This window comes from Brevibacillus reuszeri, from assembly GCF_001187725.1.
Classification (GTDB): Bacteria; Bacillota; Bacilli; order Brevibacillales; family Brevibacillaceae; genus Brevibacillus; species Brevibacillus reuszeri.
This window is the reverse complement of record NZ_LGIQ01000009.1, coordinates 899233-924189: the sequence shown is the minus strand read 5'-3', so window position 1 is coordinate 924189 and position 24957 is coordinate 899233. Positions and strand designations below refer to the sequence as shown.

24 protein-coding genes and 1 riboswitch are annotated in these 24957 nt (G+C 45.2%); of the genes, 14 read left to right on the top strand and 10 right to left on the bottom strand.

Translation table 11 applies throughout. The annotated features are described in order from the left end of the window. From ADS79_RS18675 to ADS79_RS18660, 4 genes are all read left to right on the top strand, one after another. Entirely contained in the window at positions 1–1743 is a 1743-nt protein-coding gene (locus ADS79_RS18675; protein ID WP_049739901.1) for a hydantoinase B/oxoprolinase family protein, read from the top strand. Positions 1744–1880: 137 nt separating this feature from the next. After that, the gene (locus ADS79_RS18670) at positions 1881–2339 is read left to right on the top strand and encodes an aspartate/glutamate racemase family protein (RefSeq protein WP_049739900.1); all 459 of its coding nucleotides are present in this window, start codon (positions 1881–1883) and stop codon (positions 2337–2339) included. 14 nt (positions 2340–2353) lie between these two features. Then, complete coding sequence (locus tag ADS79_RS18665; RefSeq protein WP_049739899.1) at positions 2354–3691, top strand: MFS transporter; 1338 nt, start codon at positions 2354–2356, stop codon at positions 3689–3691. 51 nt (positions 3692–3742) lie between these two features. After that, positions 3743–4846 carry a DUF917 domain-containing protein gene (locus ADS79_RS18660; RefSeq protein WP_049739898.1) on the top strand — a complete coding sequence of 368 codons (1104 nt, stop codon included), beginning with the start codon at positions 3743–3745 and terminating at the stop codon, positions 4844–4846. A gap of 279 nt (positions 4847–5125) precedes the next feature. Here the strand turns inward: ADS79_RS18660 and ADS79_RS18655 are convergent, their stop codons facing one another. Both ADS79_RS18655 and ADS79_RS18650 read right to left on the bottom strand, forming a co-directional pair. After that, a complete protein-coding gene (locus ADS79_RS18655; RefSeq protein ID WP_049739897.1) occupies positions 5126–6376 on the bottom strand; it encodes a cation:proton antiporter in 1251 nt (416 codons plus the stop codon). A 1-nt stretch (position 6377) separates the two neighbouring features. After that, the gene (locus ADS79_RS18650) at positions 6378–6875 is read right to left on the bottom strand and encodes a cation:proton antiporter regulatory subunit (protein ID WP_049739896.1); all 498 of its coding nucleotides are present in this window, start codon (positions 6873–6875) and stop codon (positions 6378–6380) included. Between the two features lie 392 nt (positions 6876–7267). Here ADS79_RS18650 and ADS79_RS18645 point away from each other — a divergent pair, with 392 nt between their 5' ends. Further along, positions 7268–7879, top strand: coding sequence for a DedA family protein (locus ADS79_RS18645; protein ID WP_049739895.1), 612 nt, complete (start codon positions 7268–7270; stop codon positions 7877–7879). A 218-nt stretch (positions 7880–8097) separates the two neighbouring features. Next, positions 8098–9579, top strand: coding sequence for an amidohydrolase family protein (locus tag ADS79_RS18640; RefSeq protein WP_174769577.1), 1482 nt, complete (start codon positions 8098–8100; stop codon positions 9577–9579). Positions 9580–9669: 90 nt separating this feature from the next. Here the strand turns inward: ADS79_RS18640 and ADS79_RS18635 are convergent, their stop codons facing one another. After that, positions 9670–10848, bottom strand: coding sequence for an MFS transporter (locus tag ADS79_RS18635; protein WP_049739894.1), 1179 nt, complete (start codon positions 10846–10848; stop codon positions 9670–9672). A gap of 118 nt (positions 10849–10966) precedes the next feature. Between ADS79_RS18635 and ADS79_RS18630 the strand changes: the two genes are divergently transcribed. Beyond that, a complete protein-coding gene (locus ADS79_RS18630) occupies positions 10967–11842 on the top strand; it encodes a LysR family transcriptional regulator (RefSeq protein WP_049739893.1) in 876 nt (291 codons plus the stop codon). A 26-nt stretch (positions 11843–11868) separates the two neighbouring features. Here the strand turns inward: ADS79_RS18630 and ADS79_RS18625 are convergent, their stop codons facing one another. Further along, positions 11869–12633: a metallophosphoesterase family protein gene (locus ADS79_RS18625; RefSeq protein ID WP_049739892.1), complete on the bottom strand. Its 765-nt coding sequence runs from the start codon at positions 12631–12633 to the stop codon at positions 11869–11871. Between the two features lie 353 nt (positions 12634–12986). After that, a riboswitch (Lysine riboswitch) is annotated at positions 12987–13167 on the top strand. 126 nt (positions 13168–13293) lie between these two features. Here ADS79_RS18625 and dapA point away from each other — a divergent pair. Continuing rightward, the gene (dapA, locus tag ADS79_RS18620; protein WP_049739891.1) at positions 13294–14166 is read left to right on the top strand and encodes a 4-hydroxy-tetrahydrodipicolinate synthase; all 873 of its coding nucleotides are present in this window, start codon (positions 13294–13296) and stop codon (positions 14164–14166) included. A 320-nt stretch (positions 14167–14486) separates the two neighbouring features. Here the strand turns inward: dapA and ADS79_RS18615 are convergent, their stop codons facing one another. Further along, a complete protein-coding gene (locus tag ADS79_RS18615; RefSeq protein WP_084765990.1) occupies positions 14487–14972 on the bottom strand; it encodes an NUDIX hydrolase in 486 nt (161 codons plus the stop codon). A 6-nt stretch (positions 14973–14978) separates the two neighbouring features. Then, positions 14979–15932 carry a nucleoside hydrolase gene (locus tag ADS79_RS18610; RefSeq protein ID WP_049739889.1) on the bottom strand — a complete coding sequence of 318 codons (954 nt, stop codon included), beginning with the start codon at positions 15930–15932 and terminating at the stop codon, positions 14979–14981. Between the two features lie 96 nt (positions 15933–16028). Between ADS79_RS18610 and ADS79_RS18605 the strand changes: the two genes are divergently transcribed. The 3 genes from ADS79_RS18605 to kynA all read left to right on the top strand — a co-directional run bounded on the left by ADS79_RS18605 (position 16029) and on the right by kynA (position 18586). Next, positions 16029–16667, top strand: coding sequence for a Crp/Fnr family transcriptional regulator (locus tag ADS79_RS18605; protein WP_049739888.1), 639 nt, complete (start codon positions 16029–16031; stop codon positions 16665–16667). Between the two features lie 157 nt (positions 16668–16824). Continuing rightward, positions 16825–17394, top strand: a complete 570-nt coding sequence (locus ADS79_RS18600; protein WP_049739887.1) for an SF0329 family protein — start codon at positions 16825–16827, stop codon at positions 17392–17394. A gap of 337 nt (positions 17395–17731) precedes the next feature. Beyond that, positions 17732–18586: a tryptophan 2,3-dioxygenase gene (gene kynA / locus ADS79_RS18595; protein ID WP_049741059.1), complete on the top strand. Its 855-nt coding sequence runs from the start codon at positions 17732–17734 to the stop codon at positions 18584–18586. Positions 18587–18949: 363 nt separating this feature from the next. Here kynA and ADS79_RS18590 read toward each other — a convergent pair whose 3' ends face one another. From ADS79_RS18590 to ADS79_RS18575, 4 genes are all read right to left on the bottom strand, one after another. Further along, positions 18950–19339, bottom strand: a complete 390-nt coding sequence (locus ADS79_RS18590; protein ID WP_049739886.1) for a DoxX family protein — start codon at positions 19337–19339, stop codon at positions 18950–18952. Then, entirely contained in the window at positions 19340–19924 is a 585-nt protein-coding gene (locus ADS79_RS18585; RefSeq protein WP_049739885.1) for a dihydrofolate reductase family protein, read from the bottom strand. A gap of 19 nt (positions 19925–19943) precedes the next feature. Beyond that, entirely contained in the window at positions 19944–20738 is a 795-nt protein-coding gene (locus ADS79_RS18580) for an alpha/beta fold hydrolase (RefSeq protein ID WP_049739884.1), read from the bottom strand. A 980-nt stretch (positions 20739–21718) separates the two neighbouring features. After that, positions 21719–22162, bottom strand: a complete 444-nt coding sequence (locus ADS79_RS18575) for an Lrp/AsnC family transcriptional regulator (RefSeq protein WP_049739883.1) — start codon at positions 22160–22162, stop codon at positions 21719–21721. A 170-nt stretch (positions 22163–22332) separates the two neighbouring features. Here ADS79_RS18575 and ADS79_RS18570 point away from each other — a divergent pair, with 170 nt between their 5' ends. The 3 genes from ADS79_RS18570 to ADS79_RS36420 all read left to right on the top strand — a co-directional run bounded on the left by ADS79_RS18570 (position 22333) and on the right by ADS79_RS36420 (position 24446). Beyond that, entirely contained in the window at positions 22333–23499 is a 1167-nt protein-coding gene (locus ADS79_RS18570) for a serine hydrolase domain-containing protein (RefSeq protein ID WP_049739882.1), read from the top strand. Positions 23500–23862: 363 nt separating this feature from the next. Then, positions 23863–24177 carry a nitrilase-related carbon-nitrogen hydrolase gene (locus ADS79_RS36425; RefSeq protein ID WP_049739881.1) on the top strand — a complete coding sequence of 105 codons (315 nt, stop codon included), beginning with the start codon at positions 23863–23865 and terminating at the stop codon, positions 24175–24177. Continuing rightward, entirely contained in the window at positions 24156–24446 is a 291-nt protein-coding gene (locus ADS79_RS36420; RefSeq protein WP_141260817.1) for a carbon-nitrogen hydrolase family protein, read from the top strand. Before ADS79_RS36425 ends, ADS79_RS36420 begins: the two co-directional genes overlap by 22 nt. Positions 24447–24957: the final 511 nt, after the last annotated feature.

The following is a 24957-nucleotide window of genomic DNA, read 5'->3' as shown; positions in this document are numbered from 1 at the left end:
ATGACAGCGAAGAAAGTAGACCCATTTAGCCTCGAAATCGTAAAGGATTCCTTGATTGCCATTGGTGACGAAATGTTTTATACCTTGGGACGCACCTCCATGAGTCCAATCATTTATGAAGTGCTGGACTACGCATGCGGCTTGACCGATGCGCGTGGACAGCTATTGACCCAGGGGCACGGGATTGCCGGATTTATTGGAAACCTCAGCTTTATGGTTCGCGATACAGTGAAAAAGTTTGCAGAGAGCAATCAGCTGGAGCCTGGCGACATTATCATCATTAACGATCCATATAGTGGCGGGGGTTCTCACTTGTCTGACGTGGGACTCGTAATGCCGATCTTCTATGAGGACGAAGTCGTGGCCTTTTCAGCGAATAAGGCGCACTGGACGGAAGTAGGAGGAAAAGACCCTGGCTCTTTTACCAATGACGCCACAGATATTTATCAGGAAGGGCTGCAATTTCCTTGCGTAAAGCTGTTTGATGCAGGAAAAGTCAATCAGGCGCTGGTGGATATGATTCAAGCAAACGTGCGCTTTCCTGACTTATCTCTCGGAGATATGTGGGCACAGGTAGCGGCACTGCGAACAGGAGAAAGACGCTTTCAGGAGCTATGCGAGAAGCACGGGAAAGAGGTAGTGCTGGCGTCCATCGATCACCTTCTGGATCATGGCGAGCAAATGGCGCGCAAAGAGCTGACATGCTTGAAAAATGGAGTCTATGAAGCCTTCGATTATATTGATTCCGATGGCATAGGCAATGGTCCCTTCCGTGTACAAGTGAAAGTGACGGTTACGGATGACGAGTTTATTTGTGATTTCCGAGGAAGCCATCCACAAGTAATAGGGCCAGTCAATTGCTCCTTTACTACGCTTGTATCCGATGTGCGTACGATCTTTTTGGCCATAACGAATCCTTCACAAGATATTAATGATGGCGTATTTCGTCCGCTGTCCATCATCACTGATCCCGGCTCGATCTTTTCTGCCGAGCGTCCGGCACCAGTTTCTGTTTACTGGGAGAGTGGCTCAGCTGGTGGAGACCTGGTGTGGAAAGCATTGGCTCCGATTTTACCGGACCGTCTAAGTGCCGGACATTTTCTCTCTGTATGTGCAGTTACTCTGTCAGGGAAGCATCATGTAACGGATGAGCCGTTCCTGATTGTAGAGCCATCTGTCGGCGGATGGGGAGCAGGAGAAGGACAAGACGGTGTTCGTGGACAGTTCTGCATCGGGGATGGCGAAACGTACAACATGCCAGTCGAAATTGCTGAAACCAGATATGGCGTGATGGTTGATGAGTACAGTCTGCGCTGCGACGGAATGGGAGCTGGTGAATACATTGGGGGCTCAGGGGTTATCCGATCCTACCGGGCGATGACAGACAAGCAGGCGGTTACAGTAACCTTTGGGCGCAACAAGTTTTTGCCGTGGGGTGTCAATGGCGGAGAATCGGGTTCACCGAACGAGTTTTATGTGGAAAAAGCGAATGGCGAAGTAGATGGACCGTTTGGCATTTATGCTCGCTATCCGCTGAATAAAGGAGATGTCGTAAAGCTAGTTACGGGTACTGGTGGTGGCTATGGTCACCCGCTAAAACGTCCAGCGGGAAAAGTCGCGAGTGACACGAAAAATGGCTACTTGACAGTCAAACAGGCAGAGGAGAAATACGGCATAGTGCTCGATCCCGATACGTTCAGTATCCTGCGAGAGACTGCCGAGCGCCAAGTGTTTTATCCGTAACCAAAAATGAACAAGCTTTACATCCACATCACGAGTTCACTTCTTTGTTATGGAAGCAAGCTGCGGGAGTGAAGACAGGGGGAAAGTCAAAACTCCCGCACCAGCTTGTTATTGATCAAAACTGGGGAGGAACTGGAATGAGTACAAAGCTGCTGTATATCGATCCCATTTACAGTGATGAGGATGTGGGGCTATTTGAGTCACATTTTCGGAAGATGGTGGAGCAAGACACGGAAATCGATGTCATTTCCTTGGGCAACAAAAAGGGACCGCTGCATATGGAGTACAACTGTTATGAAGTCTTGGCTATGCCAGATTTGATACGCCAAGTCATAAAGGCAGAACTGGATGGATATGACGGGACCATTATCGGTTGCTTCTATGATCCCGCGCTTCGAGCTTGCCGGGAGGTGTCTCGCAAAATGGTAATCAGCGCACCTGCAGAAGCCTCCCTGCACCTATCAGCAACAATCGGGGAGAGTATATCGATCATTGTGAGGTTGGTTGCTGTGAAATATGCAGAATCTTTGGTTAATGTTGGACGGAAGTTAGGGTGGAGTCAAAGCAAACGCGTGGGTTTTCAATCGCCTACTTAGAAGGAGTGACAGCAATGGAAGTCTCCCAAAACAATAAGACCGCTACAAAAGTAGGGGAATTATTTGAGCGCATGCCATTTACAAAAAAGCACTTATTTGTAGGGATGGTCCTGTTTATTGTCTCTGTCATTGAAGCATGGGAAATGATGTTGATCATTTTTTTGAGCAGCTCGATTGCGGCGGACTTCCAGCTTACACCGCTTGAAGAAGGCTCGCTTATAGGCTCAATTTACTTGGGAATGATCCCAGGGACGTATATTTGGGCAATCATTGCAGACCGAATTGGTCGACGCAAGACGCTGATGCTTAGTTTGCTCAGCTTTAGCGTCATCTCTTTGATCACCCCGTTTTCCACAAGCTTCTTGATGCTATACACTGTTCGCTTGATTGCAGGGGTAGCATTGGGTGGCGTGATGGTCTCCGGGTATCCGTATTTTGAAGAAATGCTGCCCGTCAAGCAGCGTGGAAAAGGTGTGGTTTATTTGTCAGCGGGATGGCCTCTGGGGATGCTTCTGGCACTTGGCATGACTGCCCTTTTCATGCAAGGAGATGGCATCCTCGGCGGGTGGAGAGGGGTAATTATTCTCAGTTCTCTGGTCGGTCTGTGGGCTTTGATGATTCGCAAAATTCCGGAATCCCCTTACTGGCTGGCTAGCAAAGGCAGACAGGAAGAAGCCAAAGCAGCGATCCGTTATTTGAGTGAAGGCAAGCTGGAAATCGGTGAGCACGAGCAGCTATGGGTCGAGCCGATGACAAAAGGAAACTACTTCACGATCTTCTCGAAACGTTTCCGCAGGCTGACTACCCTTCAAACCGTTGTTAACTTTTCCTTTGCTTTCGGCTACTGGGGATTGTATACATGGATTCCGACACTTTTGGAACAGAAAGGATTGTCCATGTCCCAGAGCTTGACGTTTTTAGCGCTGTCCACTGTTTGTCAGATTCCGAGCTATATGGTTGCCGCATGGTTAACAGGCAAGTATGGACGGAAACGGGTCATGGTGAGCTTTGTGGCGTTGGCTGTCGCATGTGGATTCGGTTTTGCTTACTCCTTGGATATGGTCGAGCTTTATGCATATAACTTTGCGCTCGCCTTTTTTAGTCTGGGAGCATGGGGTGTATGGAACACCTGGTTCGGTGAAATTTATCCAACCAATGGTCGCGTTGCAGGGTACAGCTTTGGAGCCGGTGCACAGCGCTGGGCAAATACGCTTGCGCCATCGATCATCGGAATGGTGATCGGTTGGGGATGGGCATTCAACTCGACGGTTTCCTTTATCCAGGTATTCATGGTGATTACCTTGCTGGTTATTTTGTTCCTTCCAGAAACGGAAGGGCACATTTTGGAGTAATGAACATAGAGAGAAACTTACAACGAGAGTCAGGAGAAGGGAGAGCAAGCATTGCGTATTTTATCCTTACCAGAAGTGGAAGATTTGCTTTACGGAGCGTGTATTTTTGGAACAGGCGGAGGTGGTAGTCTCACAGAAGGACTGCAGCTGGTTCGCCGATTGTATGCAGAGGGCCGGGCTGTTTCGATGATCTCTTTGGATGAGGTAAAGGATGATTGGCTTGTTGCCTCGCCGTATTATGTCGGATCGGTTGCACCACCATCTGCAGAGGTGATGCAACGGCTGGCAGGACTTCCGATGTTGCCCGACGAAGTGTCGACGCTTGCGGCAAGAGCGTTGCAAGACTATTTGGGCAAAAACATCATGGCAGTCGTAGCTACAGAGCTCGGTGGAAATACGGCGTGTGCCATTGAGACAGCAATCAACCTGCAAGTGCCACTCGTAGATGCTGATCCGGCTGGAAGAGCGGTTCCGGATTTGGCTCATACAACCTTTCATATACATGATGTGTCGATCTCTCCATTTGCGCTTGCAAATCGATTCGGGGATACCATGATTGTACAGCACGCAGTGAATCATGATCGGGCTGAACAGATTGCTCGTTCTTTTGCGGGTATTTCGGGAAATCTGGCTGGTGTATGCGATCATCCAGTGTCTGGCGAGCGACTAAAAACGTCAGTAATCAAAGGGACGCTCTCCAAATCAGAGCAGGTCGGAAGAGCCATGCGAGAGGCGAGAGAACAGGGAATCATCCCGGCAGAGGCAATCGTTATCGCGGGAGATGGAAAGCATCTATTCCACGGCATCATTCGCTTGGCAAGCTGGAAAGACGTTGGGGGCTTCATCGAGGGCGAGGTCGTGATTGAAGCGAAGGAGAAGGATGAGCTTCCACTGACGATCTGGTTCCGCAATGAATACATGATCGCCATAAAAGGAGAGGAGCTGCTATCTATTATTCCCGAGTTGATTTCAGTTTTGGATCATCAGACAGGGGAGCCGATCTTAAATCCTTCATGCGAGGCTGGAATGGTAGTGGATGTAGTGACCTTCCCGGCTCCGTCTGCTTGGGAAACAGAAAAGGGCTTATCGATTTTTGGGCCTGAGTATATCGGGATGGAGCGACAGTTGTATAAAACCATGAAGCAAGGAAGCTAGAGTGTCTGGTGGGCAATGCAGTACCGTAATCTGGTGCTGTGTTGCTCATTTTTTGTGCAGCGGGAGTTTGAGGTACCCAGATTTCGTAATCAGTAAAAATGGATAGAGGTTCAGACATTATCTGAAGACCCTATCCATTCTTATTACTAAGACACCCTGCTTTCGCAAGTAGTAATCAATCCTCAAGCAAAAGGCGAAGGTACAGGAATATCCATATACAGTGAACGGTATCACGGTCCTATGTGCAAGAAGGACCAGCTAACCCCATTATTTGCTAATTCAGACCTGTTGTTTTTCTGGGTTCGGTTTAGGAGATTTTTGCCCGTTTTTCCCTAGAACAATGCGATCCAAAGGTAGAACCTTACCTAGCAGATTGTGAATATGCTTCGATTCTTTGGTTAGCACTGGTCCTAAAATGGCGAGAATCAACACATACAGTGCTGTGAAAGGCTGAAGAATTTCCAACAGACCGCCAGCTTTACCCATATTGGCAATCAGGATGGAGAATTCACCACGGGCAGTAATCGTCAATCCAATGTTAGAAGAAGCACGAGGAGAGAGTCCTGCGCTGCGACCTGCCAAAAGACCAGCGGTGTAGTTACCAATTAACGTGATGACAACTGCGCCGAGTGAGAGCCAAACGGCACCTCCTAATGCTAGTGGATCAATCGATAAACCGAAACTAAAGAAGAACATAGCGCCAAAAAAGTCGCGGAAAGGAAGAATCATGTGCTCAATTCGCTTCATGTGTACGGTTTCTGCAAGAACCAGACCGACGAGCAGGGCTCCAATCGCTTCTGCAACGTGAATGGTTTCCGAAAAACCAGCAACCAAAAACAATCCTGCAAAAACAGTGAGCATGAATAATTCATTCGATTTGATGTTAAGCGCACGATTTAAGAATGGTACGAGCTTGCGACCAAGGATGATAAACAACAGCATGTAGCCAAGTGCGATGAGAGCAGATGTGACAACACCCATTACGGACGTAGCTCCGCTAAGCACAAGACCAGACATAATGGAGAGGTAAACGGCGAGGAACAAGTCATCGAACATGATCATACCGAGGATCATTTCGGTTTCCGGATTTGCCGTACGTTTGAGGTCAACCAATACTTTTGCCACGATGGCTGTGGAGGAGATCGTCGTAATTCCTCCGATAATCAAAATCTCTTTGAAAGGAACGCCTGCGAAATAACCGAAGAGGAGTCCCATCGTAAAGTTGATGCCGATGTAAATCGACCCGCCAATTGCAATGGAACGACCAGCTTTAATCAAGCGGCCTACAGAAAATTCAAGCCCTACGTAGAAGAGGAGGAACAGGACACCCATTCTTCCCATGAAATTGATGAGTGGTTCACTTTCGATAAAACGAAAATCAATTAAGCCAAGTGAGGCGGCGTGCGGCCCCACAGCCATCCCGATGAGTATGTAGAATGGCACAATCGAAAATTTGAGTTTCGTTGAGATGAAGCCTGCTAGTGCAATCAAACCAATGGCTAGACCAATTTCGAATACGATGTGCTCCAAATCAAGCCCCCCCTTTTATGAGCGTCGCTTTTAACGCTTTCACCTGCTTTCTTTCTCCTGCAACCACAAGTGTTACCCCTGCTGCAATCACACTGTCAGGTCCAGGACTCACCTTTTGCTTTTGATCCTTTTCAATGATGGCAATGACAGTTGCCCCTGTTTTTTGACGAATGTCCAGTTCCCCGATCGTTTTGCCGATGCAGTCCGACCCTGGTTCTATCTTGTACCATTCGATCACTAATTCATCCAAAGCCATCTCGATCGTTTCCAGTGCTTTTGGCATGTAAGTCATTCCACCGACGATACCAGCCATCTGCCGTGCTTCCTCGTCATCGAGTGTAATCATGGAGATACTCTCATCCCAATCATCCTTGTCGAAATGATAGATCTCCCGTCGCCCATCATCATGAATGACGATGATCAGTTTATCGCCTGCCCTGGTCTCGATCTGGTACTTTCGTCCAATCCCTGGCAAGTCAGATTCCCTGATATTGAACATGTAAACGCCTCCTAACTGATCTCACTATTTTTGTGCATAAACAAACGAAAGTTAAATAAGTATTCGTTTATATATAATTTTACACGTAAATGTGTCAAAAAGTCTACCTGATGAAACAGTTTGAAAAATAAATTGACACGTAAATTAATAAAATTGACTTATTTTGTTGGCAGGAGAGCTTTTTCAGCGCAAAATAGGACTACCCGATTGGAGTCCTATTTAAAAAAAGATACCATGGTATGCCATTTCTTTAGTCTTGCTAGTAACGAGGTAATTATTCTCAGAGCAGAAAAAAGACTTCTTTCATCCAATCGATCTCTTTTCATTGTGCTATGCACCATAGATCTCTATACTTAGAGAATAAGCATTGGATGATAACTGTGAGGGATGACATGCAAAGCTGGATGACCGATTTTATTGAACAGTACAGTTATTTGGGCATCTTTTTGATGATGGCTCTTGAAAATATTTTTCCGCCGATTCCTTCCGAGGTGATTTTGACTTTCGGGGGATTTATCACAACACAGTCCTCACTGACGATAACTGGTGTCGTCATATCCGCTACCGCTGGCTCTGTCCTGGGAGCGATTCTGTTATACGGCATTGGTTACTACGTTGACATCGACAAAATCGAGAAGATCGTCGAACGCTGGGGCCATATCTTGCGCATCAAACAAACGGATATCCAAAAAGCGAACCGCTGGTTTGAAAAATACGGGTACTGGACGATCTTTCTTTGCAGGATGATCCCACTTGTCAGAAGCCTGATCTCAATTCCAGCAGGGATGACAAGAATGAACCTGTGGCTGTTCCTGTTTTTCTCCACCATCGGTACACTCATATGGAATTTTGTGCTTGTCTGGCTTGGAGCGATTTTGGGACAATCGTGGGAGGATATTCTCTACTACATGGACGTGTATTCTACGATCGCATATGCAGGGATAGGATTGGGTGCGGCTATTTTTTTGGTCGTATTCTTAACAAAACGAAAGACAAGCTCATAGGTGACTCATTGCATAGAACCATCCTTCTTTTTGCAAAGGGATGGTTTTTTTATGAGGTGACGGGGCTACTTCGGAGAAATACAAAAGAAAAAGTAAAATTTTTATAAAAAGTGGTAATTTTCTTGCAAATATAAATGAAACGAATCCTTTATCTTGGAAGATAGAAGGTGTCCCACTAATGAGGATACTTTCACTTCTCGGGGTGGAGGCGATGTGGGTTGATCGATTTATTGCTGGTAAACGGAGTTGTCGTCACAATGGACAAGGAGCGGCGTGTACTGCAGGACGGTGCGGTCGCGATTCATGACGGGAGGATACTGGAGGTAGGACCGTCAAAGGTTTTGCAGGAAACATATCAAGCCAGTAAAGTAATAAATTGTGCCTATCACTGTGTTCTTCCGGGGTTCATCGATGCTCATGGTCATGGGGGCCATTCTTTGTTTAAAACCATTGCAACGGAAAATATCAACGATTGGATGCCAATCATCACGCAAACGTACAAGCACTTTGTAACAGACGAGTTCTGGTATTACGAGGGCAAGCTTTCCGCACTCGAAAGGCTGAAGGCGGGTGTGACAACCGGTGTCAGTGTGATGGGCTCCATGCCGCGTTCGGATGACCCGATTTTTGCGTTAAACCATGCCAAAGCCTACAACGAAGTGGGGGTACGTGAGATTGTTTGTACAGGACCATGTAATCCTCCTTGGCCGCATTCCTTCAGTCGTTGGGTCGATGGAAAACGTGTGATGAGAGAAGTTACATATGAAGAAGTGCTGGCCGGAGCAGAAGCGGTTATCGAAGCCCTGCATCATGCCAACAAGGATAAAACGAGGGCATTTATTACTCCATTTGTCATCGTAACCTCTGTCAATCCTTCCGCGCCTACTCCAGTAGATCAGTTATTTGGCTTGACCGAATTTGACCGATATCAGGCGAGAAAAATTCGAGAGATCGCGAAAAAATATCAAACGCGCATACATTCCGATGCCTTTGGAGGCATGATTCATTTGGCCATACAGGATAAGGAGTACGCCTTGCTAGGACCGGATGTTCATCTTCAGCATTGCCGGGGGATTTCTTTTGATGAAGCCAAAATTCTGGCAGAGACGGGGACAAACGTCAGTGCCTCGCCGGGATTTGGGCAAATTAATGCGCGCACACCTGTAACTGAACTGCTGGAAATGGGAGCCACTGTTGCTATTACGACAGATGGAACCTCTCCCATGACGCCTTTTGATATGTTTCAGGCCATGCGCAGAATGCAGCTATTACAGCAAGCAGCACTGCGTGATTATTTTTACTTGCCGCCAGGAAAGCTGTTGGAAATGGTGACCATAGACGCAGCGCGTTGTGTAGGCTGGGACGACGAGCTGGGGTCATTGGAAGCTGGAAAAAAGGCGGATGTCATTACCGTAAACATGGCACAGCCCCATTTGAATCCGGAAAATATGCATGTCCATCGGCTGGTTTATCAGGCAGTAGGCGGCGATGTGAATCATGTTATCGTAGACGGTCAATTAATAATGGATGAGAGAAACGTCCTCACCGTTGATGAAAAGCAGATATTGCAGGAAGCTAACGAAGAAGCAAACCGCACAATTGAAAGGGCAGGACTGGAAATCTACATGCAGCCAAGCAAGTATTTTTGGGGCCATGCCCGTGCTTATCTGGATGAAAGGCGCTATACACCGACATCATAGAAACAAGGAAAAAACAAAAAGCATCTCGACCCACAAGGATGTGAGGCGGGATGCTTTTCTTATGGAACAGAGATGCAGGGTGTTAGTAGATTACTGCGAACGGGATGAATTTTCTTTCTGTTTGATTCGCGTAGCGGAATTCTTACCAATCTGCAGTACAGTCAAAGTCATCAAGGCAATGACTACGAGCATTCCCGCTAGTGCAGGCGTGAAGCTGTGAAACATGTCCTTAGTGAACCCGACCAGCAGAGGACCAAATGATCCGAGCAAATAGCCGACAAATTGCGTCATAGCTGCCCAAGCAGTTGCTTCCTCGGCATTGTTCGATTCTTGAATCGGCAGCAGCAAGGCCAAAGGGAAAAGTCCTCCAGCTCCAAGCCCTAAAAATAAGGTTGCAACGACTGGGGAAGCACCCGCTAGCAGTAAGCTTACGCCAATGAATTCGGAAGCGCAGCAGATCAGCAGCCACAGCTTTTTTTGCTGATATTTGCCAGCGAGAAAGGGAATTAAAAAGCTGACAGGAATCTGAATCAGAGTGAACAAGGTAAGGATGTAGCCTGATTCCGAGCGTGGAAAGCCCATTGTCTGGACAATCGGAGCCAGCCAAGCGGTAATGGAGTAAAACATCGCCGCCATGCACCCGAAAAAGATCATGAGTACACGTACTCGTCTATCGCGCACACTCACTTTTTGAGGCTGTCCGGATGGCAGTCCTCTCTTTTCACTTTTCACAAGAGGCACTAGCAGCACGGCAGCGATGAGTGCTAAAATACTCCAGAAGCTTAATGATTTTTGCCACGAATCATTCAACTGATGGAAGAGAGGTACGGAGAGACTCGATGCGACCGCTGCGCCGATAACCATAGAGACAGAATAGACACTAGCCATAAACGGGCGCTGTGGGAAGTGCTTGCGAATAAAGCCAGATACCAAAGGACCTGCGATCCCAATGCCAATCCCGGCAAATAATGCGGTAGAGACGAGCAAGATCGGCTCCGATACATAAATGCGCATAAAGGTTGCAGCAAGGATACAGAGCATGGCGATCAGCAGTGACCATTCAATCCCGATTCGTCGATTGAAACGGATAGCCAGTACAGAGAATAACCCCATGCAAAAAACGGGAAGCGTTGTTAACATACTGACGGCAACACCATTCATATTTAAATCCCTTTGGATCAGATCGAGCAGTGGACCAATCGATGTGATAGATGGCCGCAAATTGAGAGAAATAAAGAATAACACAACAATAAGATAAACAAACTTCATAATGAACTACCTCCAATCGCTTTCGCTGGTTGTAGTGTAACGCTCGTCAGTATGATAGTTCAATTCTATTTTTTCTATAAAAACGATAGCATAAAACTATGGTTCAAGAGGTGAGTATATGGAGATCAGACAAATTCAATATTTCCTGATGCTATGTAATGAGCTGCATTTTACGGAAGCGGCAGACAAGCTGGGGATTTCTCAACCAACACTAAGTCAACAAATACGAGTCATTGAAAACGAGCTGGGCACACCATTATTTGATCGAATTGGAAAAAAGACCGTGCTAACGGAAGCGGGCAGACTCTTCCGTCAATACGCCCTGCAAATGGTTCAACAGCTCGAAAATGCCAAGGCAGCCGTAACCGAGCTCACCAACCAAAATGTGGGTCTATTTCGTGTGGCTGTCCTTCCATCCGATTTGGATTATCGTTTGACACCGCTTTTAATTGACTTTCATCGCGACTTTCCCAAAACGAAGGTTCAGGTCATTCCTTCCATGAATATTGAAGAGCTGGTGCTGGATAACGAAGTGGATCTGGGCGTGGGGCTAGCGATTCAACCAGACAGCCGTCTGGAACGCATTCACTTTTATACAGAAACGTACTGCCTGTTTGTCAATGAACGGCATGACCTTGCGGAAAAAGAGCTGGTACATCCAGAGGATTTGCCCAAGCTCCCGATAGTCATGTATCCTCAAGGCTTCTACGGGCGTGATCTCATCGATTCTTGGTGTGCCCAGCATCAAGTCTCCATACAACCCATTTTGGAAACAGGCTCAGCCACTTCGCTCTTCCAATTTGTCAAAGAAAATATTGGCGTGACGATTCAGCCAAGTCAGTTGATCACTCACTTTGAATCACTTGGGATTCGTGCAATTCCGATCATGGATTCGCCTTCACGCCAATTAGAAATGTATTATCGAACAGATAAATATTTGAATGTCGCGGTTCGAACCTTTATGGAAAGACTGCGTGACTACTTCGTCAAGTAAAAGGGATTCCAATATGTTCGCCTTACTTACAACGTTGATTTTCTAGCCATTCGTTCTAGAACTTCCATAGCCTCCTGCGCGGTGGGAATATGCCTCACATTCTGTTCTGCGAAACTTTGTGCATGCGGTTCTGTGGAGCTCATAATCTCTTTCGCTGCCGCCTCTACGTCATATGGTGTCCAGCGGTGCTCGTATCCGTTCGGTCCAAGCAGCAGCCAATATGCTCCTGGCTTTTCGGCATAGGGCATGCCTACACTTCCAGTGTTGAGAATAAGTATGTCGCTGATTTTCCGTTTGAACTGGATATGAGTATGTCCACAGATGACGATTCTTTGCGCAATCCCTTGAAACATCGGAAACAGTCTCTCTTCTGGAGTGAGTGGGGTGAAAATATCTTCGTCGCTGACAGGGGATGCGTGACAAAACAGCACTTCTCCCAGACCTTCGATTTCTAGGGGGAGGGTAAGTGGTAATTGGGACAGAAAGTCTCGCTGGGAACAGTTTAGCTGCTTGGAAACCCATAGAGTCGTTTCACGTCCCGCTTCTGACATTTCTGGAGGAAGAGGTGCACCGTCAAAAGCCGAGACAACTTCACGATCACCGTTTCCGCGGATAAAACGGACGGGTGTATCGAGCTGCATGAGCCTTTCAAGGGTTTCCGTGGGCATAGGTCCGGAAACGATGTCTCCACCAATGACGATCAAATCCGGCTTCTCATTTTCGAGTTCTGCCAAAAGAGCGTTTAAGGCAGGCAGATTTCCGTGGATATCATACAGCGCCGCAACTCTCATTACCTCATCTCCCATTCTGTATATATTTGTCTAATCATGGGGTCTAATCCTACGTTTTTTTGTATTTCACTCATTCTGTATTCCAGATGCATATCCCTTTGTCCAGTAAGGGAACTCACAACTACTGCTTACGCTTTCATAAGCTCCAAAGCCCGCTTCACGGTTCGTACTACGAACCACCTCAGGTTATTCTTCAGATGGTTTTTCTAGTTTGCCTTTCATAAGACTAAGTTTTTACCTTTACGCTGATCAATAACTAGGGGTTAGATGAATCTATTTGCCCCCTTGAATAAAAAGAACAAATCTGATAGATTTAGTACTAATTAAATATTTTCTTACTTCAAACCATTTGAAGTGAGGATAGAGGCGCAAAGACCATTAGTACGCAATTGGAGGATAATGAGGTCCTTTGATGATTGTGGAAAGGGGAATTTGCCGAAGCTTTTAAGATTCTCATTTGTCTTAGGGCTGGTTCTGCTATTGAATAAATGCAGAACTGTCATATAGGGAACTATATGGAGGGCTATCTCACGCACGGGAACTTGATTTTGTTTATGTTTCTATTGCAGCAGCGAGCCTTCGTTGCTGCATTTTTGCGTTGACTTGGAATTCCCTTAGCCACCTCTAATTTATTTAAAATAATGATAAGGGTGAGGAAAAATGTATTTTGGCCAAGTTCTAACCGCTATGGTTACACCGTTTGATCAAAATGGTGATGTAGATTTTAACGCGACGAGAACGTTAGTAAATTATTTAATTGAGAATGGCACAGATGGATTAGTAGTCGCAGGTACAACAGGTGAATCTCCTACCTTATCAACAGAGGAAAAGGTAGAGTTGTTTAAATTTGTAGTAGACGTTGTAGGCGGCAGAATACCTGTTATTGCCGGAACAGGTTCGAATAATACCAGGGCTTCAATCAGTTTAACAAAAAAGGCAGAAGCAACTGGTGTTGATGGAATAATGCTCGTGGCCCCATACTACAACAAGCCATCCCAAGAAGGTATGTATCAGCACTTTAAAGCCATTGCCGAGTCCACTTCATTACCAGTTATGCTTTACAATATCCCTGGGCGCAGTGTGGTTAATATGTCCGTTGAGACTATTGTCCGCCTATCCCAAATTCCAAATATTGTAGCGATAAAAGAAGCAAACGGTAATTTAGATGCCATGGCTGAAGTGATCAGCCAAACACCAAGTGATTTCACTTTATACAGCGGTGATGATGGTTTAACATTGCCTGTCTTAGGCATCGGCGGTGCAGGAATTATTTCCGTTGCGTCCCATATCATTGGAAACGAGATGCAGGAAATGATCAACCTCTTTAAAAACGGAAATATCGAAGAGGCAGCTGCAGCCCATCGCAAACTGCTTCCCATCATGAATGCGCTATTTGCTGCCCCAAGCCCATCACCGGTGAAAGCAGCACTAAATCTGAAAGGAATCAACGTCGGCGGCGTCCGCCTTCCTATGGTTCCACTAACCTCTGAAGAAACAAACACATTACAAAGCGTACTGCAACAGCTTGTATAAATGGCGGTTCGGCTGGAGAAGGGGCTTGGTACTGACCAAAAGCAAGTTCTCGAAATACAAGCCGATTACGACAGCCAAATGAGCAGATCTCTTCTATCGGATTTGAAAGGTTGGAGCAGGCATACAGCCACTGGGCGAATGCCTGCAAGCTCCATCTAACTCGCGAAATCTCCTTTTGGCGTATCGAAACTATGAGTCAATCGAAGACGAAATCGTGCGCCTACTTCGGATGAATGACAACCCAGTGTGGTCTGCTGGACGTTACCGTGGAGTTAACAACGACGCCTTGTTTGCGAGTGGGAGGCTGGTAACACCCAACCTCAACTAGTCGGGTTTTTTAAGTTCGGTCCAACTAGAGGCCTGATCTCATAGTTCCATATGTCTCCTTCATACTCCTCACCTGTGTAAAATAGAGCGAATTCTACTGGTGTATCGACTGTTAGTACATCTTCCAAGATAATCGGGATGCTGCCTACGACATCCGAAGATTGCAGGACCCAGTCTTTGCTTTTCCACTCGAGCGTGCCTTCCTTGCATTCAATTAAATCCCCTATAAACTTCTCGGTAACATAAATGTACATGCCGCCTGCTTGATTCCAAGTGGCAATGCCTTTGAAATGAACGGATTGGATGGTCAATCCGGTTTCCTCTTTCACTTCGCGAATGACTGCGTCATATGGCGTTTCATCATCCATGATCTTGCCTCCCACACAATTCCACATCTTTTCAAATGGGGGCTTGTTTCTTCTAAGCATTAGAAATTTATCCTCTAAATAAATGAAACAATGGACATAGTTGATAGACATGATTTTTTACTGAAGAAGCAAGCTGATCAATTTTTCTTTAAATAATGGATTGTCAATCGTTTTACAAACGTTGGCATTAGGGATGTGCCCTGCAAAGCCATCTGATATGGCAAGTTTACTGCCGTCATTCATAATCACTTGGCCGTAGGCAGCTTCTTCTATTGTGCAGACATAACAGTAACACAATTTGTCTTCAACTACGATTTCATCCCAAAGTACTACACCCATTGCTACAGCATCGGGCAAGTCAACAATATGCTCATTACTTCTTTGCAAATTGTATTCCAGTAAGGAACGGTTGCATTTTACGGAGAACTCGGCTTCCGCTTTGCCACTCGATAGCAGCATATCCATATCAGCTTTATTCAAAGCAGCTTCTCCTAAACATATGTCAAATCCAATGATCGTAATAGGGATGCCTGAGTTCAGCATAATACGATAAGCTTCTGCATCGACATACACATTAAATTCAGCAACAGGTGTAGTATTTCCGGGTCCGAAGCCAGAAGTGCCCATGGTATAGATATGTTTTACCAGCTTCATCGTTTCAGGTGCTTTTAAAATGGCAAGGGCAATATTGGTAACAGGACCTATGGTTACGATTTCGATTTCTCCAGGGTTATTCTCAATGATGTCCAGGATCGCATCTACAGCATGCTTGGTCTTCGGTAAAAGAGTAGGATGAATTAAATCACAATCTCCCATACCGTCTTCGCCATGAACATTTACAGCCGTAACCAAATCACGCATCAGCGGTTTGGCTGCTCCAACATAAAGAGGCGGTTTTTGAGCGTTGGCAACCTCGATAGTCATCAGCGCATTCTTCGTTGCCAATTCCAGCGGGACGTTGCCGCAAACGGTTGTGATGGCTTCCACTTTCACATCTGTTGATTTCAGCGCCATAATTAATGCTACGGCATCGTCGCTTCCAGTATCTGTATCAATAATCAATTTCCTCATAAATAAGACCTCCATTTCTAATTTGGACTTAGTATATCGTTCAACTTATAATGAAAAATAGGTCAAATGACCAAACGGTAGAGTAAAGGTGAGCATATGAATTTGAATGATATCGTAAATGTCGCGCCCAAATGGATTAAGAAAGAATTTATTTACAAAAGGCATAAAAAAGGCAGCCTTATCATTCATCCGCATGAGCAAAATGATTATCTCTATATTCTGACTGCTGGTATCGCAGAAGTGTATCGGCAAACTTACGACGGAGCGATGCTTTCCCTCTATATCTATGAGGCATACAGCTGCTTTGGGGAGATAGAGATTTTTAATGAAAAAATAAAAACGCTCAGTGTAATCGCGAAACAAAATTGCGAAACGATTGCGATCCATAAAGCAATGGTCTATGAATGGATGAAGACCGATTTTCAATTCAATTTTTACTTGATGAAACAACTTGCCTCGAAATTAATTTTAAGCTCGGACACAGCGGCGCAATTATCCCTGCTGACAGCGAAAGATCGCCTTCTGTTAAGCATCCATAATCATTATAAAATCGGCGATTTAGATACCCTGACCAAGCAAATGTTATCAAGCGAGGTCTGTGCCCCGATTCGAAGTTTGAACCGTTCTATTGCTCAGTGCATAAATGAGGGTTTTATCAATTATCAAAACAAAAAATTCTCTATCACCTCCATTGAAGCGATTGAAAAACAACTTGATCATTTTTTGCTAAGTTAATACTGCTATGAAAAAAGCACAGAGGGTGCTTTCTTCACTCTATCGTGGCGCTGCCGAAATCGGTGAAAGACGTTTGGCTTAGCTTGTGTTATTGTATGATGGGTAATAGAATGACTGCCTCAATAGGTATTGATCATATAGAACATAGGAGGCTGGAATGTCCTGGAGCAAATTGAAGCAACAGCTGGAGAGTTTTCTCTCTCCTGCGTTAAATGGAAGGGTTGAATACCGTGCAACCGGCTATCGTTATTTACCAGATAAAGCAGGACTTTGTTATATTGCGGTAGATAAAAAGAATGTACTCAATATGAGTGATAAAACTACCTTAATCAAATGGTATCAAACGGAGCTGGAAATTAAGAATGATCCAGATATCCAAATTCCTGTCAGCAATGAAGAAATGGAAGCTATCAGAAAAGAAACCAAGGGAGTAGTTCCCGAGGATCGTCTAAAAGTAATTGCAAGAAGTAGAAAAATATCAGAATATGCAAAGGAGCTTTTGTTAGCACAGTCATCATTAAGTAAATCAAATTTTAGCGCTGTAGCTACTAAATTTTTATCCACTTCTATTGAGGAAAGCATGGAGAGCAAGGATATATTATTAAATATTTTAGCTTTGGTGGATAGACGAGTTGGAAAAAAGCGAATGTTAAACATGGCAGAGAAAATGAAGGTAAAGCATCCAATTGTGCAGTATTTTTATGAATTACGTCTGAGTACCTTTTAAAAACAAATAACTGCTTCACATCCAATCGAGAGTGCTGCAAAACGAATACAGTATCTGTAAAATGAAACCCAGTGCCTTGATGGTACTGGGTTTGTTGTATTGTTGAGAAAAGTAAGTTGAGGTCGAAAACTACCAGCATGAGAGCTCGTCGTTGGACGGAATCTCTGTCCAAACGGCTGTGAATAATAAAATCTTTTGGACAAACAGGAACTTTTACAATTATCAGGAATAGTAAAAGTGGTAACAAAATAGTGATCGTAAAAACGGGATCTGAGCGACCGTTCATTTGTTTTGGCTACCATTCACATGCCTAGTAAGGGGAGGTCAACACGAGATGATGCACTCACAAGAAAACAAAGGAGAGTCCAAGAACGCATTGGAAAAAGACATTCATACAGACTTTCAAAAGGAAATGACCTACGGAGATTACTTGCAGCTGGATAAGATCTTGTCCAGTCAGGTCATGCAATCAACGCATCATGATGAAATGCTGTTTATTATTATTCACCAGGTCAGTGAGCTTTGGATGAAGCAGATTCGACATGAGCTCACAGCGGCTATGGAGAGCATTCGTAATCAGGAATTGGAGCCAGCTTTCAAAATGTTCTCACGTGTTTCACGAATTCAGCAACAGCTGATCAAATCATGGGATGTTCTCTCGACCCTGACTCCTGCTGATTACATGCAGTTTAGAGAGAAACTAGGTCATTCCTCCGGGTTCCAATCGTATCAAAACAGGCTGATTGAGTTTACGCTTGGCTACAAAAACAGTCATGTTCTCGCAGTGTACCAGCATGAGCCAGAACTGTATGGCCAAATGACCAGCGCACTACAAGCGCCAAGCATATACGATGCTTCGATCATGGCGATGGCAGAGCGTGGATTATCGATTGATCCCAAATGCCTGAATCGGGACTGGTCCGAGCCTTATCAGCCGAATGAAAGTGTCGAGCAGGCGTGGTTGACTGTATATCGGAACGTCAATCAGTACTGGGATTTATATGAGCTGGCTGAAAAGCTGGTAGATATCGCGAGTCAGCAGCAGCAATGGCGTTTTAACCACATGACAACTGTGGAACGGATCATCGGACAAAAGCAGGGAACGGGTGGCTCCTCTGGTGTAATGTATTTGCGGAGAGCTTTGGATCATCGTTTTTTCCCGGAGCTATGGAGTCTGCGGACACTGCTGTAAACATTAATGGAATAAAGAAGACCAGTCTAAAACATTCTCGCTCATGTTTGGAGTTCATATAATAGGGGTCACCTCACAAAACGGAATAATCGTACGCAAAAGCGATAATTGTAACATCGAAAAACCGGACTCCTCATTCCATAAAGGAGTCCGGTCTTCTGGTAGAACGCTCTACCCGTAAAGCGGAGTGAGATTCTCGTTTGTACGAAAGTCTAGAGCGTAGACGCTTTAATCGAGCCCCCGATGCTTATCTGACTGCATTGGAGCAGAAATGGGAGAAGATATTCTATTAGTCAATTATGTTGTTGTAGTTTTTTCGTAGAAAAAAGAGCCGCCATGACAGCTACTTTAGTTTGCAGACTTTTATCTAGTCTTGCTCGCTGGCGGTTGTTCTGCTACGTGGCGATTGACAGGTCCCCTGACTACTGCGATCCATACAAGTAGAAAAAGCATAATAACTGGAACTATCGCATCGCCAGCTGGCCCTTTCACAAGCGATGATATCATTGCACCGATCATAATCAACGCCAATAATATCGCGCCGTAACGCGTAGAAGACCGAATAAGTAACGCAATCGATCCGGAAATTTCCAAGACCCCAATTACGATACGAAACCATGCAGGATAACCGAGCTTGTTGAAGACTTCTACCATCGTTTGTACACCCATTAGTTTAAGGACCGCCGCCTGAATAAAGATCAGCGCTATCACAGCAAGCCCTATCCAGCCAGCATATTTCCGCAATTTGTCCATCTACACTTCACCCCGTTTCACTCCGTAGACAAGCTCTACGACTCCAGAACTAAACGTTTTGGTTTCCACAAGCTTAAGATCGATTCTGTCCTTGATATTTTTAAAGAGAGGTTTTCCTCCCCCAACAACAACAGGATTGACATTAATCCGATATTCATCAATCAAGCCGAGTTGCATAAACGTTTGCGCAATGCTAGTACTGGCGATCATCACAATGTTTTTGCCGGACTGTTGTTTCATTTTTGCTATTTCTTCGGGAATATGTTCTTTCACCAGTCGGGAATTGTTCCAGTCCACTTTTTCCAGAGTTTTGGAGAATACAATTTTCTCTGTTTTCTCGATCCAACCAGCATGTTCGGCATGGTACTTCGATTTTGACCAGACGGGATGCGCGTGTACAGTAGGCCAGAAACTTTCCATCATTTGATAAGTCACACGTCCAAATAGAACAGTGTCTACGGTGTTTAGCAAGTCGGTGACATAATTCTGTTCTTCCTCTGTATGGATAACCCAATCCATTTCACCGTTGGGTCCTGTTACGAAGCCATCAAGCGATACGTGCATGAGTAAAATGATTTTTCTCATTGCTATAATCTCCTTTCATTTACTTGGAGAAAAAATCAGTCAAAACGGGAGCGAGAAAATCCGGAGCTACGTTGTGATCCTGTCCTTCCAGGATGTGGGCCTTTGCATTGGGGAGTCTGTCCACGAGCGCTTTCACTGCATTTTGCTGGTACTCAGGACTTGCCCCTCCACCCACCACGAGCACAGGGATCGAGACGGAAGACCACCGCCCGGCTGGCAATGGGTTGCCCGACATGGTGTCACCCATGATAGTGCCATCATAGACCAATGTGTGCGCTACATCTTCCATCGCCGGCCAGAATGGCGCGCTTCGCATCGGAGCAACGAAATCGGCAGGAACGCCAGCTGCCTTCGTCAAGAAATACTCGACTGCATCGCCTCTTCGGCCTGACGTTGTTAGCTCTTTGAGCTGCTTTAAGTAATCATTCGGCAGCGGGGGACGCGTATTGTCAACGATGAACGGCGGCTCGTACAATGCCAGTTTCGCGATAGCAAGCTTGCGAGCCATTTCGAGGGAAAGGACTCCACCAGAAGACATGCCGAATACGAATGCCGATCCGCCAGCTTCGTTGATGAGAGCTTCGATATCTTCGACTTCGCGCTCAACCGCGTACGACGCTGTATCGCCGCTATCCCCTCGACCCCGACGATCGTAGTTGAACACAGTAAAGTGGGGTGACAGAAGTGATACAAGCTGTGACATCATCGGATCCGAACGAGTTTGAAATGCAGCGCATACCAGAATGATCGACGGTCCATTCCCGGATTTATCAAACGCAATGGCGGTTCCGTCTTTCGAAATTACTTTTTTCATTGTATTTGCCTCCTATGATTTGGAAATTACTTCTGAACGACCATTAATCCGTTTCCATTCGGGTCCTGAAACGTGAAGAACTGAATACCTTGTCTGGACTAGAACCCATTGTCTGCGATTCCCTTAGAGCAGAATTGATCCAATGTGGCAGCCAGATCGTGCGATTCAACGATTGGTTCATAAAATCGAAAATTTCGAACCTTCAGTCCTGCCGTTTTAGCAAGTTCACCAACATTTCATTCTCGTAGCATGATCATCCCCTTTTTTGGTTGCTAGCTTTTTACCTGTACACTCACTATACAGCCTTACGTTACGTAAGGATCAAGCCATCCTTCCAAAAAATGCTGTTGATTTTAATCAAAACGTTCCGATGGTTTTCGGAGGTTCGAAGGAATCAAGTAAGAGGTGAAGAAGATGGGGAGACCGAGTTACTGCCCGATAAGAGCTCAGACCCGTCAGCTAAACGTTATCGATTTACACGCCTTGGTCAGGTGTAACGAAGGAATGTAAGGGCATAGACCCTTTGAGTTATGGGATGGTGAACCCCAAGGTAAGTGTGGAGTATTCGAGTGGAAGATTAATCCTTGGGGAAATGTTCCATCATCATTTCGCCATTTTTGTGATACGGAACCGTACCATAAATAAGGGCAAGTTTTTTAGCGTTCAGTTTTTTATTAAGTCAGATAGGAGAGATACAAATGGGCATCTTTGGTGCAGCAGCGCTGCATGAATGGCAATGGGATCGATAGGTCAATGAACCAGAGGCATTCTAGGACTTTATTATCGTGTCCTGGACTGCCTCTGGCTCTTTTAACAAGGTTGGTCTAAAACTAATTTTACGATTGTAGCTGATTTAGTAATGTAAAAAACTGATTAGATCAACATCGTCAGTCTAAAACTTTATTATTTCTGTACAACATAAGCAAAGAAAGGAATCCGTTGCAAGGCGGATTCCTTTCTTTGGATTATAGAATTACATCTTATGCGAGCAAATTCGTTTCTCCAATGAGATTTTTAAAAGCGATCGGTGAAGACATTACGATCAGAGTCGTATAGGTTCCGTATTGATCGCACCGGTTTTCAAAATCCTCAAGCTCCTTGGTTGTTTCTGTGAGGATCTTCAATAAATAATTATGCTCTCCGCTTATCCGATAACATTCCGTGACCTCCGGTGATGAACGACAAAAATCAAGGAAAGGATAGCAATTCCGGGTCCGAACAAGCATATAGGCTATGCATTGCTTCCCCACTTTTTGCGAAGAAATGACGGTTCGGTATTCCTCGATAACACCCTTTTCTTCCATGCGTTTTACTCGTTCAGTTACGGCTGGCTGAGACAGTCCGACCAGCTTTCCTAAATCTGTCATTGATAATCTCGCTTGGTTCTGCAAATGGAACAGGATGTTTTTATCGATTTCGTCCAAGAAAATCACCTCCTTTAATTTAAAAGTTATTTCTTTAAAATACCTTTATAATCATCGAATATTTCTTTATCTAACTTGTTTGTTTTATGTAAAGCGGCAGAAATTATTTTTATAATAAACACACTTACTATAAATAATCAAGTAAATTACAGCAGGAGAGGATGAGAAGTATGAGAAATATCGATCTGGAATTGGTGCATAAAAGCGTAAATGAGGTAATTGACCACGCGCTTGAGGAAAAAAGGATCGTGGGTACCGTTGTCCAAATTGCATTAGGCGGAAACCTCGTTTACAGCAGGCCTGCTGGTTGGGCCGACCGCGAGCAGAAACGGCCGATGCAGGAAAATGCTTTGTTTAGATATGCTTCGGTAACCAAGCCGGTCGTGTCAACGGCAGCCTTGGTATTAATTTCGCAAGGGAGATTGCAGTTAAACGATCTTGTGGCAAAATGGTTGCCCGCCTTTCGTCCCAAACTGCCAAACGGACAGTATGCCTCCGTGACCGTTCACCATCTGATGACGCATACCGCCGGCTTAACTTACCGTTTCTTCCAGGAAGAAAAGGGAACTTATGAGCTTGCCGGGGTATCGGACGGCATGGATCTGGCGGGAATTACACTTGAAGAGAATCTGCAAAGACTCGCTTCTGTCCCGCTTCTATATGAGCCGGGAAAAATGTGGAGGTATTCCATAGCAACAGACGTGCTCGGAGCGGTCATCGAAAAGGTTACTGGAATGCCGCTTAGGGAAGCTGTACAGGTGCTTGTAACTCATCCACTTTCCATGATGGACACGGACTTCAAGGCTGTGGACACGGACAGATTGACCACGGCTTACGCAGATAGCGCTGGAGAGCCCCGGCGCTTGCACGATTTTGATACCGTTCCTTTCGTGGAGGGGACGGCAGGATTCCTCCTTTCACCCAACAGGTTTACCGATAAGACAGCTTATCCTTCCGGGGGAGCCGGTATGATTGGTAGCGCGGGAGACTTTCTTAAACTGTTGGAAGCTTTGCGGCAGGGAGGAAATCCGATTCTGCCAGAGTATCTTGTCACGGAAATGACAACCAATCAAATTGGTAACCTTGTGATGCCCTACTGGCCGGGGAGAGGCTTTGGGCTTGGCTTTACGCTGCTTAAAGACCCAGCGGATGCCAATACACCGGAATCGCCGGGAACGTGGCGGTTGGGCGGCACCTATGGTCACTCCTGGTTTGTTGATCCGAGAGAGGAGCTTAGTGTTGTAGCGTTCACCAATACGGCGCTTGAAGGAATGTCAGGCAGATTTACAACGGAGCTGTGCGAATCTGTCTACAAGGGTATTCGAGGCGTTAAGTAAAGAGTAAGAACGTAATCTTGAACAAATATTCGGAGTGTGCAGACCCTAGTTTGAAAGATTCGACCAACTTTCTCATAATCCAAATGAGCTAAGACTGTTTGCTTATTGGCCCTCTGCTTCTCTTTCTTACGATTGCCCTTGTTGTCCAATAATCAGGTTAACCAGTGATTTCTGGTTGGCCTTTTTTCTTGGGCGCTATAAGATGGCAGTAGCCGGGAAACGTGAACTTTATTGGGAATCAGCCCCGACGCGAAAAAAGTTTACCCACTAACCTAATGACCATGTTTGAGCTGGTTGAGACAGGGATCCCGCATCTCAAGCGAAGCTATGGGTTTGGAACCAACGACATATTTGGAAAATTGCATGGAAGAAGGTTTTATTGGCGAATACTATGACAGCGCAGTTTGCATTGATGCAGATGGCACATTGTTAGGAACCACAAGGATGGTTCACACCTTTGAAAACAGAGGTTTTAATGAAAAATTTTATTACGGCCCTGGAAATACAATCTACCCAGTCTATGAAACCGCAGCGGGAAATATAGGCATTGCCATTTGTTATGATGCCTGGTTTCCAGAAGTTACGCGTTCTTTAGCATTACGCGGTGCTGATTTGATTCTTGTACCTACAGTTGAAATGTATATTGATGTGATGGTTTGCCGCCAACAGATCACGTAGGCGGAACCATTTTTGAAGCTCTTTGCACCATGCAAAAAGCCAATGCCATACATAATGGTGTTTGGGTAGCATTTTGCAATCGGGTTGGTATAGAAGATGATATGCACTATATGGGATCCAGTCTTGTCATCGATCCATGGGGACATATTCAAGAGATGGCCAATGCAGAAACGGATGAGGTGCTAATAGCCGAGATTGACTTGGAACAAAACAGAAAAGTACGCCAAAATATGGCCAATGCTCAGAGACCGCAGAGTGGATACGTATGAAGTGCTGATGACGAGTTTTGGCAGCAAGCCATACTACCATCCAACCAAAGTAAGAATTTAAGAAAAATGATAGTTTAATCTAACGTTACGTAACTAGAGGTCATGTATCTAGATAACATTGAATATTTACTATACAGGGGAGCGGGAGCAGGTAAACAGGGTGATAAGACGGAATATTTTTCTTTTTGTCAAAATTTTTTGTTCGACACCGAGTCAAAGCCCTTCCTTCCCTATTAATAAGTTATTCTTCAATAGCTCAAATTAACAACTTTCCTTTCTTGGATATCATGAAAGTTAGTTATGGGTAGTAAGAGAAAGCCCCGGCGTGTTGCCGAGGCTTTTCCATTTGCCCACAATACTAAGCAAAGCTATTTCGAGTAGAGAAAGTAAATTTGCTGAAATCCATATTTATCAATGCTCATTTTGAAGCTCTGTGTATGCTACCAGCAATCAAGATTGAGATGGAAGACTCGATTGGATAATTTTTGATCCTTAGCCTTCTATTTAACGT